Below are 14,773 nucleotides of genomic sequence, written 5' to 3' on the forward strand. Positions count from 1 at the left end.
GGAGTCCGCTGGCGCGTCACCTCGCCCGCTCTCCGACCCGCCGCAACTGTCCTGAGAAAGGGTCACCGCCGCGAGTCCGCTCCCCAGGTCCACTGCGGGGCGGATCATCCCCAGATGAGCAGCGTGACTCGGCGGTCCCGCGACACCGGGTGGACGATCGACCAATGACAGGAGGAACCTACGCCTTGGGCCCGGCGTACGGTATCGCCACGGTCCATCAGCTTCGGGCTCGCGGCCACTCCAAACGGTCGCTCCGACTCGCGGTCGAGATGGCCGAGCTGATCAGGGTGAAACGAGGCTGGTACGCGGACCACGGTGCACCCCCGGAGATCGTCCAAGCCGTTCGGGTCGGCGGGAGACTCGCGTGCATCTCGGCGGCCGCCTGGTTCGGCTGGGCCACACCGGAAGACCGGCGCATACACGTTGCCGTCCCGTCGAACGCGGGACGCCTCCGCGATGTGAGCGACCGCCGATGTCATCCGCCCGCGCAGGACCGGGACGACATTGTCCTGCACTTGGACGACGATCAACCGGTGGTCCCTCGGGGCGGTTCGATCGCGCCGCTCCTCGTGGTGAGCCGTGAGTCGGCAGTTCGTCAGATCGTCACCTGCCAGCACCCTGACGTCGCCGGCGCGATCTTGGACTCGGTGCTGCACCGAGAACCCCACCGCGGGCGGGCGCTCCGCGCGTGGCTGGACGAACTCCCGCACGCGCGCAGGCGCAGACTCCCTCGGCTGGAGTCGGGATGCGAGAGTTTCCTCGAGAGCATCGGTCGCATCCGCCTCGAACGGGCCGGGATCGCCGGTCGACACCAGGTCGACATCCCCGGTGTCGGGCGCGTCGACGAGCTGATCGAGGGCTGGCTGGTGGTCGAGTGGGATGGGCGCGCGTTCCACGACACGCCCGACGCCCATGAACAGGACCGCTGGCGCGACGCCCAGTTGGCGATCCGCGGCTACCGCTCGCTCCGTTTCACCTATCGCATGGTGATGGACGACTGGTACGCGGTCATCGGAGCGGTCCGCGCAGCGCTCGCGCGGGGCCGCCCAAGGCCCCGCTGAGCGGATCCGATCACCCTCGCACCTGCCAGCCTGCACTCCGTCCCTTTCTCAGGACTCCCCCGGCGCGCCGGGTGTACTCGGGCACGACGCACCACAACTCTCCTGAGAAAGGACCATCCCCGTCATTCGTCCGCCGGAATTCGCCTCCGTCCCTTTCTCAGGACTCCCCCGGCACGCCGGGCGCACACCGACACGACGCACCGCAACTCTCCTGAGAAAGGGCCATCGGGACCAGGAGAACGAACGGCCGGCAGACGCACGGACGCCCCGGGAGCGTGAGCTCCCGAGGCGTTCGCGCACCGACGACGCTGTCGATCGGAGGATCGAACCGCGGCGTCGGGTCAGCCCTTCGTCGAACCGGCCAGGAGCCCGCGGACGAAGTACCGCTGCAGCGCGAAGAACACGACCAGCGGGACGAGGATCGAGATGAACGCGCCGGCCGTGAGCAGGTGCCACTCGTTGCCACGCGTACCCGTGATCTCCGCCAGCAGCTTCGTGATCGGTGCGACCTCGCCGTCCGCGAAGATGAGCGCGACCAGCAGGTCGTTCCACACCCACAGGAACTGGAAGATCGCGAACGACGCGATGGCGGGCATCGTCAGCGGCAGCACGATCCGGAAGAAGATCTGACCGTGACCGGCGCCGTCGACGCGTGCCGCCTCGATGACCTCGCCGGGGATCTCCGCGACGAAGTTGTGCAGCAGGAAGATCGCCAGCGGCAGCGCGAACATGGTGTGGGCGATCCACACCTGGGCGAAGGTGCCGCTCGCGTCCAGTCCCTCGCCGACCTGCAGACCGAAGATGTTCAGGCCACGGGAGAAGGTCGACAGCAGCGGGACGAGCGCCATCTGGATCGGCACGACCTGCAGCGCGAACACGAGGATGAACAGGAAGTTCTTGCCGCGGAAGTCGATCCACGCGAACGCGTACGCCGCGAGGCTCGCCACCACCAGCGGGATCAGGGTCGCCGGGACCGCGATGGCGATCGAGTTGACCCACGAGCCCGCCAGGTTCAGCGTCGAGTTGCCGGCCTGCAGCACCTGCACGTAGTTGTCGATGGTGACCTGGAAGTCGGAGAAGATCGTCCACCAACCGGTGGTCTTCACCTGCTGCTCAGGCCGGAATGAGGAGACGAAGAGACCGAAGGTCGGGATCGTCCACAGCACGGCGATGACGACGGCCGCGATGGTCGCGCCACGGCTCGTGAGCCGCTTCTTCGTCCGTCGGCTCGCAGCCTCGATGCCGCGCTCACCCTTCGCGAGCTGGTCCTTGGTGGACTCGTCGATCGGTAGTTCGATCGGCTGCACAGCACTCATCGGATCTCCCTCTGCTTCTTGATCTGCCGTGCGTTGTAGATGACGATCGGCAGCACGAGGATGAACAGGATCACGGCGAACGCCGCACTCCGGCCGTTCTCGAAGTTCTTGAACTGGGTGTACATCTCGTTCGCGATGACCGAGGTGCCGTTGTTGCCGGCGGTCATGGTGCGGACGATGTCGAAGACCTTCAGCGACGCGATGGAGATCGTCGTGACGACGACGACCAGCGAGGAGCGGATGCCGGGGACGATGACGTTGGTGAAGCGCTGCCAGCCGTTCGTGCCGTCGAGCTCGGCGGCCTCGATCTGCTCGGTGGGGACACCCTTGATCGCGGCGGACAGGACGACCATCGCGAACCCGGTCTGCACCCAGATGAGCACGACGATGAGGAACAGCGTGTTCCACGGCTCGTTCTGCAACCACTGCACCGGGGTGCCGCCGAACCACACGACGATCTGGTTGAGCAGACCGATCTGGGTCGCGCCGGCCTCACGGTAGGCGTAGATGAAGCGCCAGATGATGGATGCGCCGACGAAGGAGATCGCCATCGGCATGAAGACGAGGATCTTGAAGTACTTCTCACCGCGGGACTTGTCGATGAACACCGCATAGGCGAGGCCGAAGGCCGTCGACAGCGCCGGGACGAGCAGCACCCAGATGATCGTGTTGATCACGGTGCGGATCGCGCTCGGCTGCGTGAACAGCCAGATGAAGTTGTTCAGCCCGACGAAGTTCTTGCCGGACGCCGACATGAATGCGGCGATCGTCGTGTTGATCGACGGCAGGATCAGGCCGATCAGCAGCAGCAGGAAGGCCGGTGCGAGGAAGCCGACGAGCTGGACGAGGTACCCGACGCCCTTCTTGGAGCGGTAGTCGAGGAGGAAGAGCAAGCCACCCAGGACGGCTGCGACGGCCGCGGCCCACAGGAACGAGCCGAAGAAGAGGACGACGATCACGGGCACCAGGACGCAGAACGCCAGACGGATGACCGTGTAGAGGGTGCCCTTGCGTGGCGCGATGTCCACGAAGAAGAGGAGGAGGGCCACCACCGCGCCGAAGGCGATGACGACGATCGGGATCTGGGCGAGCGGTGGCAGTCCGCCCAACCAGTTGAGGAAACCTGACATAGCTGGCCTTTCGAGTACGGCGTTGGACCCTGAGTGAACCCTAGGGGGTTCCACTGCCGAGGCGGAAGCGCCGGAGGGTGATCACCCTCCGGCGCTTCCGCTCTTGAGCAGCAGTTCCGGATATCGATTACTCGCTGGAGGGCCAGCCGGCTTCGATGTCCTTGAGGACCTGGTCGGTCTCGTCGCCGTTGATCCAGTTCACGAGGCCCTTCCAGAAGGTTCCGGCGCCGACGGCACCGGGCATCAGGTCGGAGGCGTCGAAGCGGAACGTGGTCTTCTCGTCCTGCAGGATCTCGATCGCCTGGCTGAGGATCGGGGTCGAGGCGTTCGCCGGGTCGAGGCCGTTGTTGGCCGAGATGACGCCGCCGAGCTTGACCCGCTTGTTCGCCCACTCAGGGCTCGAGAGGTACTCCTGGACCTTGACGGTGCTCTCGTCGTCGCTGAACGCGCCGACGATCTCGCCACCACCGGTGACAGCGGTCTCGCCCTCCTTGATGCCGGGGGTCACGAAGGCCCACACGTCACCGTCGGGGGCGACGGTCGCGCCGGCGTCCTCGAGGAAGCCGGAGAAGAAGGATGCCTGGTGGTGCAGTGCGCAGGCGCCGGAGGCGAGCGCCGGAGCGACGTCACCGAACTCGGTCGAGTTGATCGAGGACACGTCGCCGAAGCTCGCGTTCACGTACTCCGGGTTCTTGAGGATCTCGCCGACCGAGTCGAACGCTTCCTTGATCTTCGGGTCGGTGAACTTGACCTTGTTGGCCACCCAGTCGTCGTAGACGTCCGGGCCCTGCTGGCGCAGGACGAGGTCTTCGATCCAGTCGGTGCCGGGCCAGCCCGAGGCGTCGCCGGAGCCGAAGCCGGCGCACCAGGGTGCTGCACCCGTCTTCTCCTGGATCGTCTTGGTCAGCGTGAGCAGCTCGTCCCAGGTCTTCGGGACCTCGACGCCCCATTCCTTGAACTTGGCCGGCTGGTACCAGACGAGGCCCTTGACGCTCGCCATGAGCGGCGCGCCGTAGACGGTGTCGTTGACGGTGCCGTAGGCGGCCCAGTCCTTCGACCAGTACTTCTCGATGTTCGCCTTGACGCTGTCGGGCGCGGGCTTCAGGTAGTCGCGCTTGGCGAGGTCGGCCAGGAGGCCGGGCTGCGGGAAGATCGCGAGGTCGGGCGGGTTGCCGCCCTGGGCGCGGATACCGATCTGCGACTCGAACTCCTTGGAGGACTCGTACTTGATCGTGATGCCGCTGTCCTTCTCGAAGTCGGCCCAGCTCTCCTCGAGCAGTTTCGCCTCGGTGTCGGCGATCGTCCCGTAGATGGTGACGGTCTTGTCGTCGTCGCCACCGCCGCTGCTGCCCGATCCGCCTGAACAAGCGGTGAGCGCGACGCCCGCGACGGCCAGGACGGCCAGCGGCAGGGCCGTCCGGCGGGTCCGAATGAAACTCATCTGTGTCCTCCTCATTGAGTGCTGCAGGTTCGAACGTCTCCAGGGTCGAGCCGTTCCGATGATGCACTGGTGCGGAATCGGCCCGGATGCGGAACCGTTTCCATGCGTCAAAGTACTTCACCCGGCGACAGGATGCAAGCACGAGAACATAACGAAATAGACAGTGAGAGCGCTCCCACCGAAATCATGCGGCCGGGCGGTCCATTCGCGTTCCAGATGTTATGGATCAGTTCCAGTCGGCAGTTCCAGGTCTGTTCCAGATTCGCTATGGTGGTGCTACCCAACGGAGGGAGTCGGCATGAGTGGTGCCATCAGCGATGTCGCGGCCCTCGCCGGCGTCTCGAAAGCGACGGCCTCGCGAGCGCTCACCGGGCGCGGATACGTGTCGGCCGAGACCCGGGAACGGGTCGTGCAGGCCGCGGCCACGATCGGGTACGTCGCCTCGCCCATCGCCGCGAGCCTGTCCACCGGACGCACGCTGGCCATCGGTGTCCTCACCTCGTTCCTCAACCGCTGGTACTTCGGGGAGGTCCTCGAGGGCGCCGAGGGGGCACTCCGTGCGCGGGGCTACGACCTGACGCTCCACCATCTGCCGCCCGACTCCCCGGAACGCGACCGCATCTTCGACTCGTACCTCACGAACAAGCGCTTCGACGGCATGATTTCGATCGGGATCGAGGCCTCGCAGGACGAGATCGCGCGCCTGCTCGCCAACCCCCGTCCACTCGTGTCGATCGGCGGCAACATCCGCGGGGCCCACTCCATCAACATCGACGACCAGGCGCTCGGCCGCGAGGCGACGGAGCACCTCATGACGCTCGGGCACACGCGCATCGCCCACATCACCGGTCACGACGCCGAACTGCAGACGGACACCGTGCACGGCAGGCGCCTGGCCGGCTACCTCGCGGCGATGGAGGATGCAGGGCTCACCTCGGCCGTGCACGTCCTGCCCGCGGTCCACTCGTTGCCGGGCGGGTACGAGGCCGCGGCGCAGTTGCTGCGGGACGCGAGGATCCGCCCGACGGCGGTGTTCGCCTCGACGGACGAGGTGGCGATCGGCATCATCATCGCCGCACGACGCCTCGGGATCACCGTTCCGGCGGAGCTGTCGGTCATCGGGATCGACGGGCACTCCTACGCGGAGATGTTCGCGCTCACCACCTTCGAGCAGGAGCCCCGCGCGCAGGGGCGGCATGCCGTCGAGATCCTCCTCCAAGACCTGGAGGACGAGCAACGCACGCAGGCCCCGGACTCCGGGGAGCCGGGCAGCACCGTCTCCGAGGTGCGCTGGCCGACCCGTCTGGTGATCCGACAGACCACGACCCGCCCCGAGTCAGCCGAGTAGACACCCGGCTGCGCCCCCAGCGCGGTGCGCGGACGCGAGCGCGCCTCACTGCCGTGAGCGCGGGCCCCCGGAGGGGAGCGCTCGCGTCAGTGGGGCGCGGTGACCGGTCGGATCAGCTCGCGTCGGCTGCGGTGATCGCGATGGCCTCGTCGAGTTCGCTCTCCACCGGACCGTCGACGCGGGCGAGGTGCTTGCGTCCGAGGACGACGATGAGGACCGCGACGATGAGCGAGCCGGCGGCCACGTAGTACGGTGCGGCAGGCGAGAGGAGCTTCGCGATCTCCGCGGCGGCCGGCGGCGCGATGGCCCCACCGAGGAACCGTACGGACGAGTACGCCGAGGATGCGACGTTGCTCGGCAGGTCCGTCGCCTCCATGACCGACTCGGTCAGCACCGTGTTCATGACGCCGAGCAGGAGTCCGCCGACGACGATGCAGACGATGAGGCCGGTGGTGGACTGCACGAGGAGTCCGGCCGCGACGAGGTTCAGCGCCAGCAACGGCAGGACCAGCTTGATCACGGAGGTGCGACGCATCCGAGCCGTGAGCAGCGGTGCGACGAACACGCTCGTGATCGCCAGCGCGACACCCCAGCCGAAGAAGGTGAACCCGAGACCCATCGCATCGAGGCCGAGCGGGAACGGCGAGTAGGCGAGCAGGGTGAAGAAGCCGATGTTGTAGAACAGGGCGGCTGCCGCGAGGATGCCGAGCGACGGGATCGCCAGCGCCTTGAACGGCGCGGACAGCTTGAGCGGCTCAGGCTTCGGCCCCTCGGTCTTCAGCAGGGTGACGATCGCGATGAACCCGACGGCCATGAGCGTCGCGGTGCCGAAGAACGGCCACTTCCAGCCGATGCCGCCGAGGAGACCACCGAGGAGTGGACCGATCGCGATGCCGAGCCCGAGTGCCGCTTCGTACAGGATGATCGCGTTGGCGCGGCCGCCCGCTGCAGCACCGACGATGGTGGCGAGTGCCGTCGAGATGAAGAGCGCGTTGCCGAGGCCCCAGCCGGCCCGGAAGCCGATGACGGCTCCGACGGAGTCGGACAGGCCCGCGAGGAGGGCGAACAGGACGACGAGTGCGAGTCCGATGAGGAGCGTGCGTTTGGCACCGATCCGGCTCGACAGCCAGCTCGTGAAGAGCATGGCCACGCCGGTGACGAGCAGGTAGCTCGTGAAGAGCATCTCGGCCTGGGTCGGCGTCGCCTGGAGGTCTTCGGCGATCGCGGGGAGGATCGGGTCGACGAGGCCGATGCCCATGAAGGCGATGACGCTCGCGAAGGCGACCGCCCAGACGGCCTTCGGCTGGTGCAGGATGCCGCCGAGGTCTGCACTGTGGCCGGCGCCGTGGCCGTGGCTCGACGCCGTGGGCGTGGGCACGGAGGACGTGCGTGCGCTGGTTTCGGCGCTCATGCCGTCAGCTCCGAGGCGACCTCGACGGCCACGCGGGCCTGGATGATCTCGACCGTCCTGGCGATCGCAGCGAGGTCGTCGTCCTCGAGGTCGGTGAAGGCCGGCTCCAGGGCGTTGGTGAGCTCGTCAAGCCAGGCGAGGAGGGCGGCCGTCCCCTTGGGGGCGATGGCGATGAGCCACGCGCGGTGGTCGTCGACGTCGGCGATCCGTTTGATCCAGTCGCGCTCGTCGAGGCTCTGCACGAGCTTCGTCATCGTGGGTTGGGACACCCGGCTCTGGCGGGCCAGTTCGCCGACCCGGACGGGGCCGACCGTGGTGAGCACGGAGAGCGTGCGCCAGACGGCGGGCGATTCGGAGGATCCGGTGGCCTGGGCGGCAAGGCGGGTGAGCCGGTGCGATGCCGTGATGAGGTCGCCGAGGATGGTGTGCAGGGGTGAATGCGTACGGTTCTCGGTCATGATCCATCCAGTATACATAGCTAAGCTATGCACTTGCACCCTCAGTCCGGTGATCACCATTCAGGAGGCTCCCGGCGCGTCGGCACCGGGAGCCTCCCGCAGGGCGGGACTCGCCCAGGCGGACCTGAATTGTGAACCGGTCAGCGCATCCAGGTGGTGAAGGACTGGCTGACCCGCGGATCGGGCGGATGGGCGTCGCTCGCCCGTTCCGACTCGGTGAAGGCGGATGCGAGCTGGGCTCGGATCCAGGTGATGGTTGCACGCCAGCGTGCGTGGGTGTTCATGGTGGTGGGTTCTCCCGATTCGGGCACCGCACCGACGGCCCACGCTCACACGGAGCGGGACGACGACGCGGATACCTGCGTGAACCGTCGACGAACGTCGTCGACGGGTGCAGAGCATCCGCGTCCGTGTGGAGTGACGCGACGAATCGCAGGCCCTCCGATTAACTGACGGAGGGCACCGCTCCCGAACGAATCGGGGGCGATGCCCTCCGATCACGGATGTCTCTGCCGAGTGCGTGCAGCACTCGTCTCAAGAAGATCCGCGATCGTCAGCGGCGACCGACCGGAGTCGGTCGCCAGCCCAGTGGTTGTCCCCCGCAGGGGACCGACTACTTGAGCGTGACGGTGGCGCCGGCAGCCTCGAGGGCTTCCTTCGCCTTGTCAGCGGCTTCCTTGTTGGCACCTTCGAGGACGGCAGCCGGAGCGCCGTCGACGAGAGCCTTGGCCTCGCCGAGGCCGAGCGAGGTGAGCTCGCGGACCGTCTTGATGACCTGGATCTTCTTGTCGCCAGCAGCCTCGAGGATGACGTCGAAGTCGGTCTTCTCTTCGACCTCTTCGACAGCAGCGCCAGCAGCAGCCGGGCCGGCGACGGCGACGGGAGCAGCAGCGGTGACCTCGAAGGTCTCCTCGAACAGCTTGACGAACTCGCTGAGCTCGATGAGCGTGAGCTCCTTGAACGCGTTGATCAGTTCTTCGTTTGACAGCTTTGCCATGATTGTTCTCCTTGTTTCATGCCCTGCAACCGCATCACGCGGCGGACAGGTACGGGGTTGATTGTTCGCGGAACCGAATTACTCGGCCGCGGACTCCTGCTTCTCGCGCAGCGCCTCGACCGTGCGAACGGCCTTCGAGAGCGGTGCGTTGAAGAGGTAGGCAGCTCCGAACAGCGAGGCCTTGACGGCGCCGGCAAGCTTTGCCAGCAGCACTTCACGGGACTCGAGGTCGGCGAGCTTGCCGACTTCTTCAGCGGTCAGCGGGTTACCGTCGAAGTAACCGCCCTTGACCACGAGGAGAGGGTTTGCCTTGGCGAAGTCACGAAGAGCCTTCGCGACGGTGACCGGGTCACCGTGCACGAATGCGATCGCGGACGGACCGGCGAGCTCGTCGTCGAACGACGAGATGCCGGCGTTGTTCGCCGCGATCTTGGTCAGCGTGTTCTTCACCACGGCGTAGGTTGCGTCCGCACTGATGCTCTTGCGCAGGTTCTTGAGCTGAGCAACAGTGAGGCCGCGGTACTCGGTCAGCAGAACGGCAGTCGAGCTCTGGAACTTCTCCGTGAGTTCGGCAACCGAGGCTTCCTTGTTCGCCATGGCCACTCCTTTTCGAATCTTGAATGCATGCAGCGGAGGCCGCACACACCAACCGCCGGGCCGGCGAAGGGTTCGGGCATGAAAAAAGCTCCGGCGCAAGCGCACGGAGCTGGGGAGAGGCGAGCCTCGATCAGATCTTCATACACCTGCGCTGGACGTCTCGTCATGAGAACCTTCGACTGTCTCGTTTGCACGCGACAGTGACCGGCGGTCTTTGGTTTCGACAACCATAACACACCCCCGGCCCCGTTCCGACAGGCGTGCACCGGGCGCTCACGACCGCCCGTCCGGATGTCCGAGGCGACCGGCACCATGGAGCCATGATCCAGACGCTCGCCATCTCCGGCTACCGGTCCATCCGAGACACCGTGCTGCCGCTGCACGGCCTCGACGTCGTGACCGGAGCGAACGGCACCGGCAAGTCCAACCTCTACCGGGCACTCCGACTCCTCGCGAGTGCGGGCGACGGCGATGTCGTCGGATCCCTCGCCCGCGACGGCGGGCTCTCCTCGACACTATGGGCCGGCCCCGAGCACGTGAGTCGCGCCATGGTCGACGGCTCCGTCCCGGTCCAGGGCACGCGCCGTTCGGGTCCGATCAGCCTGCGACTCGGGTTCGCGACGGACACGCTGGGGTATCTCATCGACCTCGGGATCCCGCAGCCGTCCACGACGCTGTTCGGTCGCGACCCCGAGATCAAGCGGGAGCAGATCTTCGCCGGTGCACTGGCCAAACCGAGCAGCCTGCTCGTCGACCGGCACGGTCCGGCGGTCCGGGTCCGCGACGGGTCGTGGCGTCCGATCGGTCGAACGCTCGGCACCTCGGAGAGCATCCTCACCGAGTTCTCGGACGCCGACGCGACGCCCGAGGTCCTCCGCGTGCGCGGCCAGGTGCGCGGCTGGCGGTTCTACGACCAGTTCCGGACCGACCGCGACGCCCCGGCACGTGCGCCGCAGGTCGGGACGAGGACGCCTGTGCTCGGACACGACGGCGCGGACCTCGCCGCCGCGGTGCAGACGATCATCGAGTCCGGCGGACGGGATCGCCTCGACGCAGCCGTCGACGACGCCTTCCCCGGCAGCGTGCTGCGCGTGCGCGCCGACGACGGGGTGTTCCGGCTGGAGCTCGAACAGCCCGGGATGCTCCGTCCGCTCTCGGCCGGCGAGCTGTCCGACGGCACGCTCCGCTACCTGCTGCTCGTCGCGGCGCTCCTCACTCCGCGCCCGCCCGAGCTCATGGTGTTGAACGAGCCCGAGACGAGCCTGCACGGCGACCTCCTCCCCCAGCTCGCTCGGCTCATCACCGCGGCGAGCGCCGACACACAGCTCGTGGTCGTCTCCCACGCCCGCCCACTCATCGAGGCCATGCTCGAGGCCGGCGAGGTGCACGAACACCGGCTGGTGAAGCGACTCGGCGAGACGACCGTCGAGGATCAGGGCCTGCTGTCGACGCCGCCGTGGGCCTGGCCGTCCCGGTGAGCGTCCGGCCCAGGTGACCGCCGGCTAGGCGCGGTCGGCCTGCTTGCCCAGGTAGCGGTCCGAACCGTAGCTGAGGATGAAGAACCCGATCAGCTGGAACAGGACGAGTCCGAAGATCCGGAACACCGTGCTCTTGTCGAACTGCTTGCCGATGTGCCATCCGACGATCCACCCGAACACGATGTTCACGAGCGGGATGAAGTAGAGGATGGTCGCCGCACCCGTGAAGCCGGCGAGCTTCACGACGACGTACCAGTTGTAGATCGGGATGATCGCGGTCCAGCCGGAGCGGCCAGACTTCTCGAACATCCCCCAGACGGATGCGACGAACAGCGCGTAGCCGATGATGCCGCCGAAGACGTTGGCGGGGGCGTTCATGAACTCGATGGCGGCACGACCGTTGTCGTCAGCGGCGAGCAGGATGGTGTCGATCACGGTGGTGGCGCTCCTTGTCGTCATCGCGGTCGACCGACCGCCTCATCCGACGAATGTAGCGCGCGGGTCGCACCCCGGACCAGCGGGTGTCCCGCAGACGCTCAGACGGCCCGGGCGGTGCGGGCGGCGTGCACGAACGAGCGGATGAGCTCCGGCGACTTCACCCCGCGCGAGGACTCGACCCCGCTGGACACGTCGACTCCCCAGGGCCGGAGTTCCGCGATGAGGCCCTGGACGTTCTCCGGCGTGAGACCACCGGCGAGGATCCACGTGCGGGTGGGTGGGTTCGCCACCAGAGCGATCGTGTCGAAGGTCTTCCCGGCTCCCGGGTCAGGTGCATCGAGGAGCAACAGCTCCTCGGCGTAGGCGGCGCGCTCGGCGGCGTTCTCGGAGGCGTAGTGCACCGCCGAGGTCGCCCGGAGCGTCCGCCATCCCATCGCCTGCAGCTCCTGGAACGCCTCGGGTGGTTCGTCACCGTGGAGCTGGACGGCCTGCACCCCGGCAGCACCGGCGATCCGCGAGACCTCCTCGACCGACTGGCGCCGGAAGACGCCGACCGTGAGCACCGACTCGGGGACGTCGGCGAGCAGCGAGGCGACGCGTTCGGGCTCGATGGTCCGGGGCGACCCCGGCGCGAAGACGAATCCGATCGCGTCGACTCCGGCGTCCACCGCCGCAGCGACGTCGGACGCCTCGGACAGACCGCACACCTTGACCCACATGGGGACCACGCTACCCGGCCTCACGGATCACTCCGCCGTCGGGACGAGGACGTCCGGGGTGGCGACGGCCGGCAGCTCGACGCGGAACACCGTCCGTCCTGGTGTGCTCTCGCACCTGACCGTGCCGTGGTGCGCGGCCACGACGGCGTGCACGATCGCGAGCCCGAGGCCGGTGCTCCCGGTGGCCCGTGAGCGGGAGTCGTCGCCACGGACGAAGCGCTCGAAGAGGTTGGGCTGCAGCGCGGGGTCGATGCCGGGGCCGTCGTCCGAAACGGTCAGCACGGCGATCTCGCCCGCAGGACCGCTCTCGACCGCCAGCCCCGTCCGCACGGTCGTCCCGGCGGGCGTGTGGGTCCGCGCGTTGGCGAGTAGGTTGACGATCACCTGTTGCAGTCGGGACGCATCACCCGTGACGAGGACGGGATCCTCGGGGAAGTCCAGTTCGAACACGTGGTCCGGCCCGGCGACATGGGCGTCGCCGACGGTGTGGATGACGAGTTCGGTGAGGTCGACGGGGCGCTTCGCGAGTTCGCGTCCCTCGTCCAACCGCGCCAGCAGCAGCAGGTCCTCGACGATCGTGGTCATGCGACCGGCCTCGGAGCGGATCCGGCCGAGGGAGTGGGTGACGTCCTCCGGCAGCGCGTCCGACTTCCGGGCGGCGAGTTCCGAGTATCCGGCGATGGACGCCAGCGGGGTCCGGAGCTCGTGGCTCGCGTCCGAGACGAACCGGCGCACCTTGTTCTCGCTCGCCTGCCGGGCGTTCAGCGCGGACGAGACGTGCCCGAGCATGCGGTTGATCGCCGATCCGACGCGTCCGACCTCGGTGCGCGGGTCGGTGTCCGACTCCGGTACCCGGACGGCGAGCGCCACCTCACCGCGGTCGAGGGGCAGCTCGGCGACGACCGCGGCCGTCGCGACGACCCGGTCGAGTGGGCGGAGCGAGTACCGCACGATCGCGAACGCCGCCAGCCCGGCGAGCAGCAGGACCACGACGCTCATGATCGCGATGAGGGTGACGAGCTGCATGACCGTCGACGCGACCTCGGCGAGCGGCAGCCCGATGATCCTCGTCGCGCCGCTCGCGTCGGTGACGGCGACGACGCGGTAGTCACCGAGGTGCTCCCCGAGGTTGATGGTCGACGGTCGGTCACCGGCCGACACCGTGAGGATCATGGCGTCCTGACTCTCGGTGCACGGGACCGTGCTGCCGTCGGCGTTGAGGTATCCGGCGCTGACGATGGTGCCGTCGACGACGATCGCCCCGAGTGCGCCGGGGCCGAGGCCCGGAGCGCCGATGAAGGCGGGCGGCTCGCGCGTGCCCGAGCCACCGCCGTAGCCGTCCGGGATCGCGGCGTCGGGGATGGACTCCGGCGTGGGGAGTTGACCGTTGCGACCGTAGTCGACGATCCGCTCGGCGGCCTTCGTGAGCTGGTTGTCGACGCCCTCGGTGAGGAGGCCGCTCACCGCCACCGCGCTCGCGACTCCGACGACGGCGCTGCCGAGGGCGAGGAGCCCGACGACGACGACCATGAGGCGTCGACGGAGCGTCCACGGAGCGCGCTTGGGGTGGGTGGATTCGGTGGTCGTCGCTGCCGGGTCGGTGACGGGGGCGCTCGTGGTCACGAACCGACCGTCGGGATCTTCAACATGTAGCCGGCGCCGCGCACGGTGTGGATCATGGGCTCGCGCCCGGCGTCGATCTTCTTCCGCAGGTAGGAGATGTAGATCTCGACGACGCTCGCACGACCGCCGAAGTCGTAGCTCCACACCCGGTCGAGGATCTGGGCCTTGCTCAGCACCCGGCGCGGGTTCCGCATGAGGAACCGCAGCAACTCGAACTCGGTCGCGGTGAGTTCGATGGGCTCGCCGTCGCGCGTCACCTCGTGGCTGTCCTCGTTCAGCACGAGGTCGCCGACCACGATGTCCGGGCCGGACTCGTCGGCGGCCAGCAGGGTCGAGCGGCGGATGAGCCCGCGCAGCCGGGCGACGACCTCCTCGAGGCTGAAGGGCTTGGTCACGTAGTCGTCGCCGCCGGCGGTGAGGCCCGCGATGCGGTCGTCGAGCGAGTCCTTGGCGGTGAGGAACAGGACGGGGACGTCGCTCCCCGAGGTCCGCAGGCGGTTCAGCACCTGCAGGCCGTCCAGGTCCGGCAGCATGATGTCGAGCACGATGGCGTCCGGGCGGAAGTCGCGGGCGATCGTGAGGGCCTCGCGGCCGTCGGCGGCGGTCCGGATCTCCCAGCCTTCGTAGCGCAGGGCCATCTGCAGGAGGTCCGTGAGCGTCGCCTCGTCGTCGACGACGAGCACGCGGACGGCGGTGCCGTCGGCCCGTTTGAGTGCGCTTCGCGCGGCACCGGGCGCCTGGGTCGGGATGTTCACG

The 14,773-nt window shown here is 68.0% G+C and carries 15 protein-coding genes; 3 read left to right on the forward strand and 12 right to left on the reverse strand.

Annotated features, from left to right (window positions below):
• Positions 1-269: 269 nt before the first annotated feature.
• Entirely contained in the window at positions 270-1,061 is a 792-nt protein-coding gene (locus ACLIME_RS10390; protein WP_411556867.1) for an endonuclease domain-containing protein, read from the forward strand.
• Between the two features lie 341 nt (positions 1,062-1,402).
• Here ACLIME_RS10390 and ACLIME_RS10395 read toward each other — a convergent pair whose 3' ends face one another.
• The 3 genes from ACLIME_RS10395 to ACLIME_RS10405 all read right to left on the reverse strand — a co-directional run bounded on the left by ACLIME_RS10395 (position 1,403) and on the right by ACLIME_RS10405 (position 4,948).
• Entirely contained in the window at positions 1,403-2,377 is a 975-nt protein-coding gene (locus tag ACLIME_RS10395) for a carbohydrate ABC transporter permease (RefSeq protein ID WP_079706730.1), read from the reverse strand.
• Positions 2,374-3,507, reverse strand: coding sequence for a carbohydrate ABC transporter permease (locus tag ACLIME_RS10400; RefSeq protein ID WP_411556868.1), 1,134 nt, complete (start codon positions 3,505-3,507; stop codon positions 2,374-2,376). Before ACLIME_RS10400 ends, ACLIME_RS10395 begins: the two co-directional genes overlap by 4 nt.
• Before the next feature lie 127 nt (positions 3,508-3,634).
• The gene (locus tag ACLIME_RS10405; RefSeq protein WP_079706728.1) at positions 3,635-4,948 is read right to left on the reverse strand and encodes an ABC transporter substrate-binding protein; all 1,314 of its coding nucleotides are present in this window, start codon (positions 4,946-4,948) and stop codon (positions 3,635-3,637) included.
• A gap of 298 nt (positions 4,949-5,246) precedes the next feature.
• On the opposite strand from ACLIME_RS10405, the gene ACLIME_RS10410 reads away from it, so the two are divergent.
• Positions 5,247-6,296, forward strand: coding sequence for a LacI family DNA-binding transcriptional regulator (locus tag ACLIME_RS10410; RefSeq protein ID WP_124767336.1), 1,050 nt, complete (start codon positions 5,247-5,249; stop codon positions 6,294-6,296).
• Between the two features lie 112 nt (positions 6,297-6,408).
• Here ACLIME_RS10410 and ACLIME_RS10415 read toward each other — a convergent pair whose 3' ends face one another.
• The 5 genes from ACLIME_RS10415 to rplJ form a co-directional block, all read right to left on the reverse strand.
• Positions 6,409-7,707 carry an MFS transporter gene (locus ACLIME_RS10415; RefSeq protein ID WP_411556869.1) on the reverse strand — a complete coding sequence of 433 codons (1,299 nt, stop codon included), beginning with the start codon at positions 7,705-7,707 and terminating at the stop codon, positions 6,409-6,411.
• On the reverse strand, positions 7,704-8,165 hold the full coding sequence (locus ACLIME_RS10420) for a MarR family winged helix-turn-helix transcriptional regulator (protein WP_192005846.1): 462 nt from the start codon (positions 8,163-8,165) through the stop codon (positions 7,704-7,706). Before ACLIME_RS10420 ends, ACLIME_RS10415 begins: the two co-directional genes overlap by 4 nt.
• Before the next feature lie 140 nt (positions 8,166-8,305).
• The gene (locus ACLIME_RS10425; RefSeq protein ID WP_153303516.1) at positions 8,306-8,449 is read right to left on the reverse strand and encodes a hypothetical protein; all 144 of its coding nucleotides are present in this window, start codon (positions 8,447-8,449) and stop codon (positions 8,306-8,308) included.
• 329 nt (positions 8,450-8,778) lie between these two features.
• Complete coding sequence (rplL, locus tag ACLIME_RS10430; protein WP_056014124.1) at positions 8,779-9,162, reverse strand: 50S ribosomal protein L7/L12; 384 nt, start codon at positions 9,160-9,162, stop codon at positions 8,779-8,781.
• A gap of 78 nt (positions 9,163-9,240) precedes the next feature.
• On the reverse strand, positions 9,241-9,759 hold the full coding sequence (gene rplJ, locus ACLIME_RS10435; protein WP_079706724.1) for a 50S ribosomal protein L10: 519 nt from the start codon (positions 9,757-9,759) through the stop codon (positions 9,241-9,243).
• Positions 9,760-10,079: 320 nt separating this feature from the next.
• Between rplJ and ACLIME_RS10440 the strand changes: the two genes are divergently transcribed.
• The gene (locus tag ACLIME_RS10440; protein WP_192005847.1) at positions 10,080-11,237 is read left to right on the forward strand and encodes an AAA family ATPase; all 1,158 of its coding nucleotides are present in this window, start codon (positions 10,080-10,082) and stop codon (positions 11,235-11,237) included.
• 24 nt (positions 11,238-11,261) lie between these two features.
• Here ACLIME_RS10440 and ACLIME_RS10445 read toward each other — a convergent pair whose 3' ends face one another.
• The 4 genes from ACLIME_RS10445 to ACLIME_RS10460 all read right to left on the reverse strand — a co-directional run bounded on the left by ACLIME_RS10445 (position 11,262) and on the right by ACLIME_RS10460 (position 14,772).
• Positions 11,262-11,672 carry a DUF5684 domain-containing protein gene (locus tag ACLIME_RS10445; protein ID WP_079706722.1) on the reverse strand — a complete coding sequence of 137 codons (411 nt, stop codon included), beginning with the start codon at positions 11,670-11,672 and terminating at the stop codon, positions 11,262-11,264.
• Positions 11,673-11,773: 101 nt separating this feature from the next.
• On the reverse strand, positions 11,774-12,394 hold the full coding sequence (locus tag ACLIME_RS10450; RefSeq protein WP_124767341.1) for a phosphoribosylanthranilate isomerase: 621 nt from the start codon (positions 12,392-12,394) through the stop codon (positions 11,774-11,776).
• A 27-nt stretch (positions 12,395-12,421) separates the two neighbouring features.
• Entirely contained in the window at positions 12,422-14,017 is a 1,596-nt protein-coding gene (locus ACLIME_RS10455; protein ID WP_411556870.1) for a sensor histidine kinase, read from the reverse strand.
• Positions 14,014-14,772, reverse strand: coding sequence for a response regulator transcription factor (locus tag ACLIME_RS10460; RefSeq protein ID WP_079003251.1), 759 nt, complete (start codon positions 14,770-14,772; stop codon positions 14,014-14,016). The genes ACLIME_RS10455 and ACLIME_RS10460 overlap by 4 nt, the downstream gene beginning before the upstream one ends.
• Between the last annotated feature and the right edge of the window lies 1 nt (position 14,773).

This window comes from Plantibacter sp. MPB07, from assembly GCF_046619465.1.
Lineage (GTDB): Bacteria > Actinomycetota > Actinomycetes > Actinomycetales > Microbacteriaceae > Plantibacter > Plantibacter auratus.

Excerpts from the sequence above, each read along its gene's own strand:
- ACLIME_RS10425 (WP_153303516.1), bottom strand. The coding sequence starts at position 8,449 with ATGAACACCCACGCACGCTGGCGTGCAACCATCACCTGGATCCGAGCC.
- ACLIME_RS10420 (WP_192005846.1), bottom strand. The coding sequence starts at position 8,165 with ATGACCGAGAACCGTACGCATTCACCCCTGCACACCATCCTCGGCGAC.
- ACLIME_RS10440 (WP_192005847.1), top strand. The coding sequence starts at position 10,080 with ATGATCCAGACGCTCGCCATCTCCGGCTACCGGTCCATCCGAGACACC.
- ACLIME_RS10405 (WP_079706728.1), bottom strand. The coding sequence starts at position 4,948 with ATGAGTTTCATTCGGACCCGCCGGACGGCCCTGCCGCTGGCCGTCCTG.
- ACLIME_RS10400 (WP_411556868.1), bottom strand. The coding sequence starts at position 3,507 with ATGTCAGGTTTCCTCAACTGGTTGGGCGGACTGCCACCGCTCGCCCAG.
- ACLIME_RS10410 (WP_124767336.1), top strand. The coding sequence starts at position 5,247 with ATGAGTGGTGCCATCAGCGATGTCGCGGCCCTCGCCGGCGTCTCGAAA.
- ACLIME_RS10390 (WP_411556867.1), top strand. The coding sequence starts at position 270 with ATGGCCGAGCTGATCAGGGTGAAACGAGGCTGGTACGCGGACCACGGT.
- ACLIME_RS10415 (WP_411556869.1), bottom strand. The coding sequence starts at position 7,707 with ATGAGCGCCGAAACCAGCGCACGCACGTCCTCCGTGCCCACGCCCACG.
- ACLIME_RS10450 (WP_124767341.1), bottom strand. The coding sequence starts at position 12,394 with ATGTGGGTCAAGGTGTGCGGTCTGTCCGAGGCGTCCGACGTCGCTGCG.
- ACLIME_RS10395 (WP_079706730.1), bottom strand. The coding sequence starts at position 2,377 with ATGAGTGCTGTGCAGCCGATCGAACTACCGATCGACGAGTCCACCAAG.
- rplL (WP_056014124.1), bottom strand. The coding sequence starts at position 9,162 with ATGGCAAAGCTGTCAAACGAAGAACTGATCAACGCGTTCAAGGAGCTC.
- rplJ (WP_079706724.1), bottom strand. The coding sequence starts at position 9,759 with ATGGCGAACAAGGAAGCCTCGGTTGCCGAACTCACGGAGAAGTTCCAG.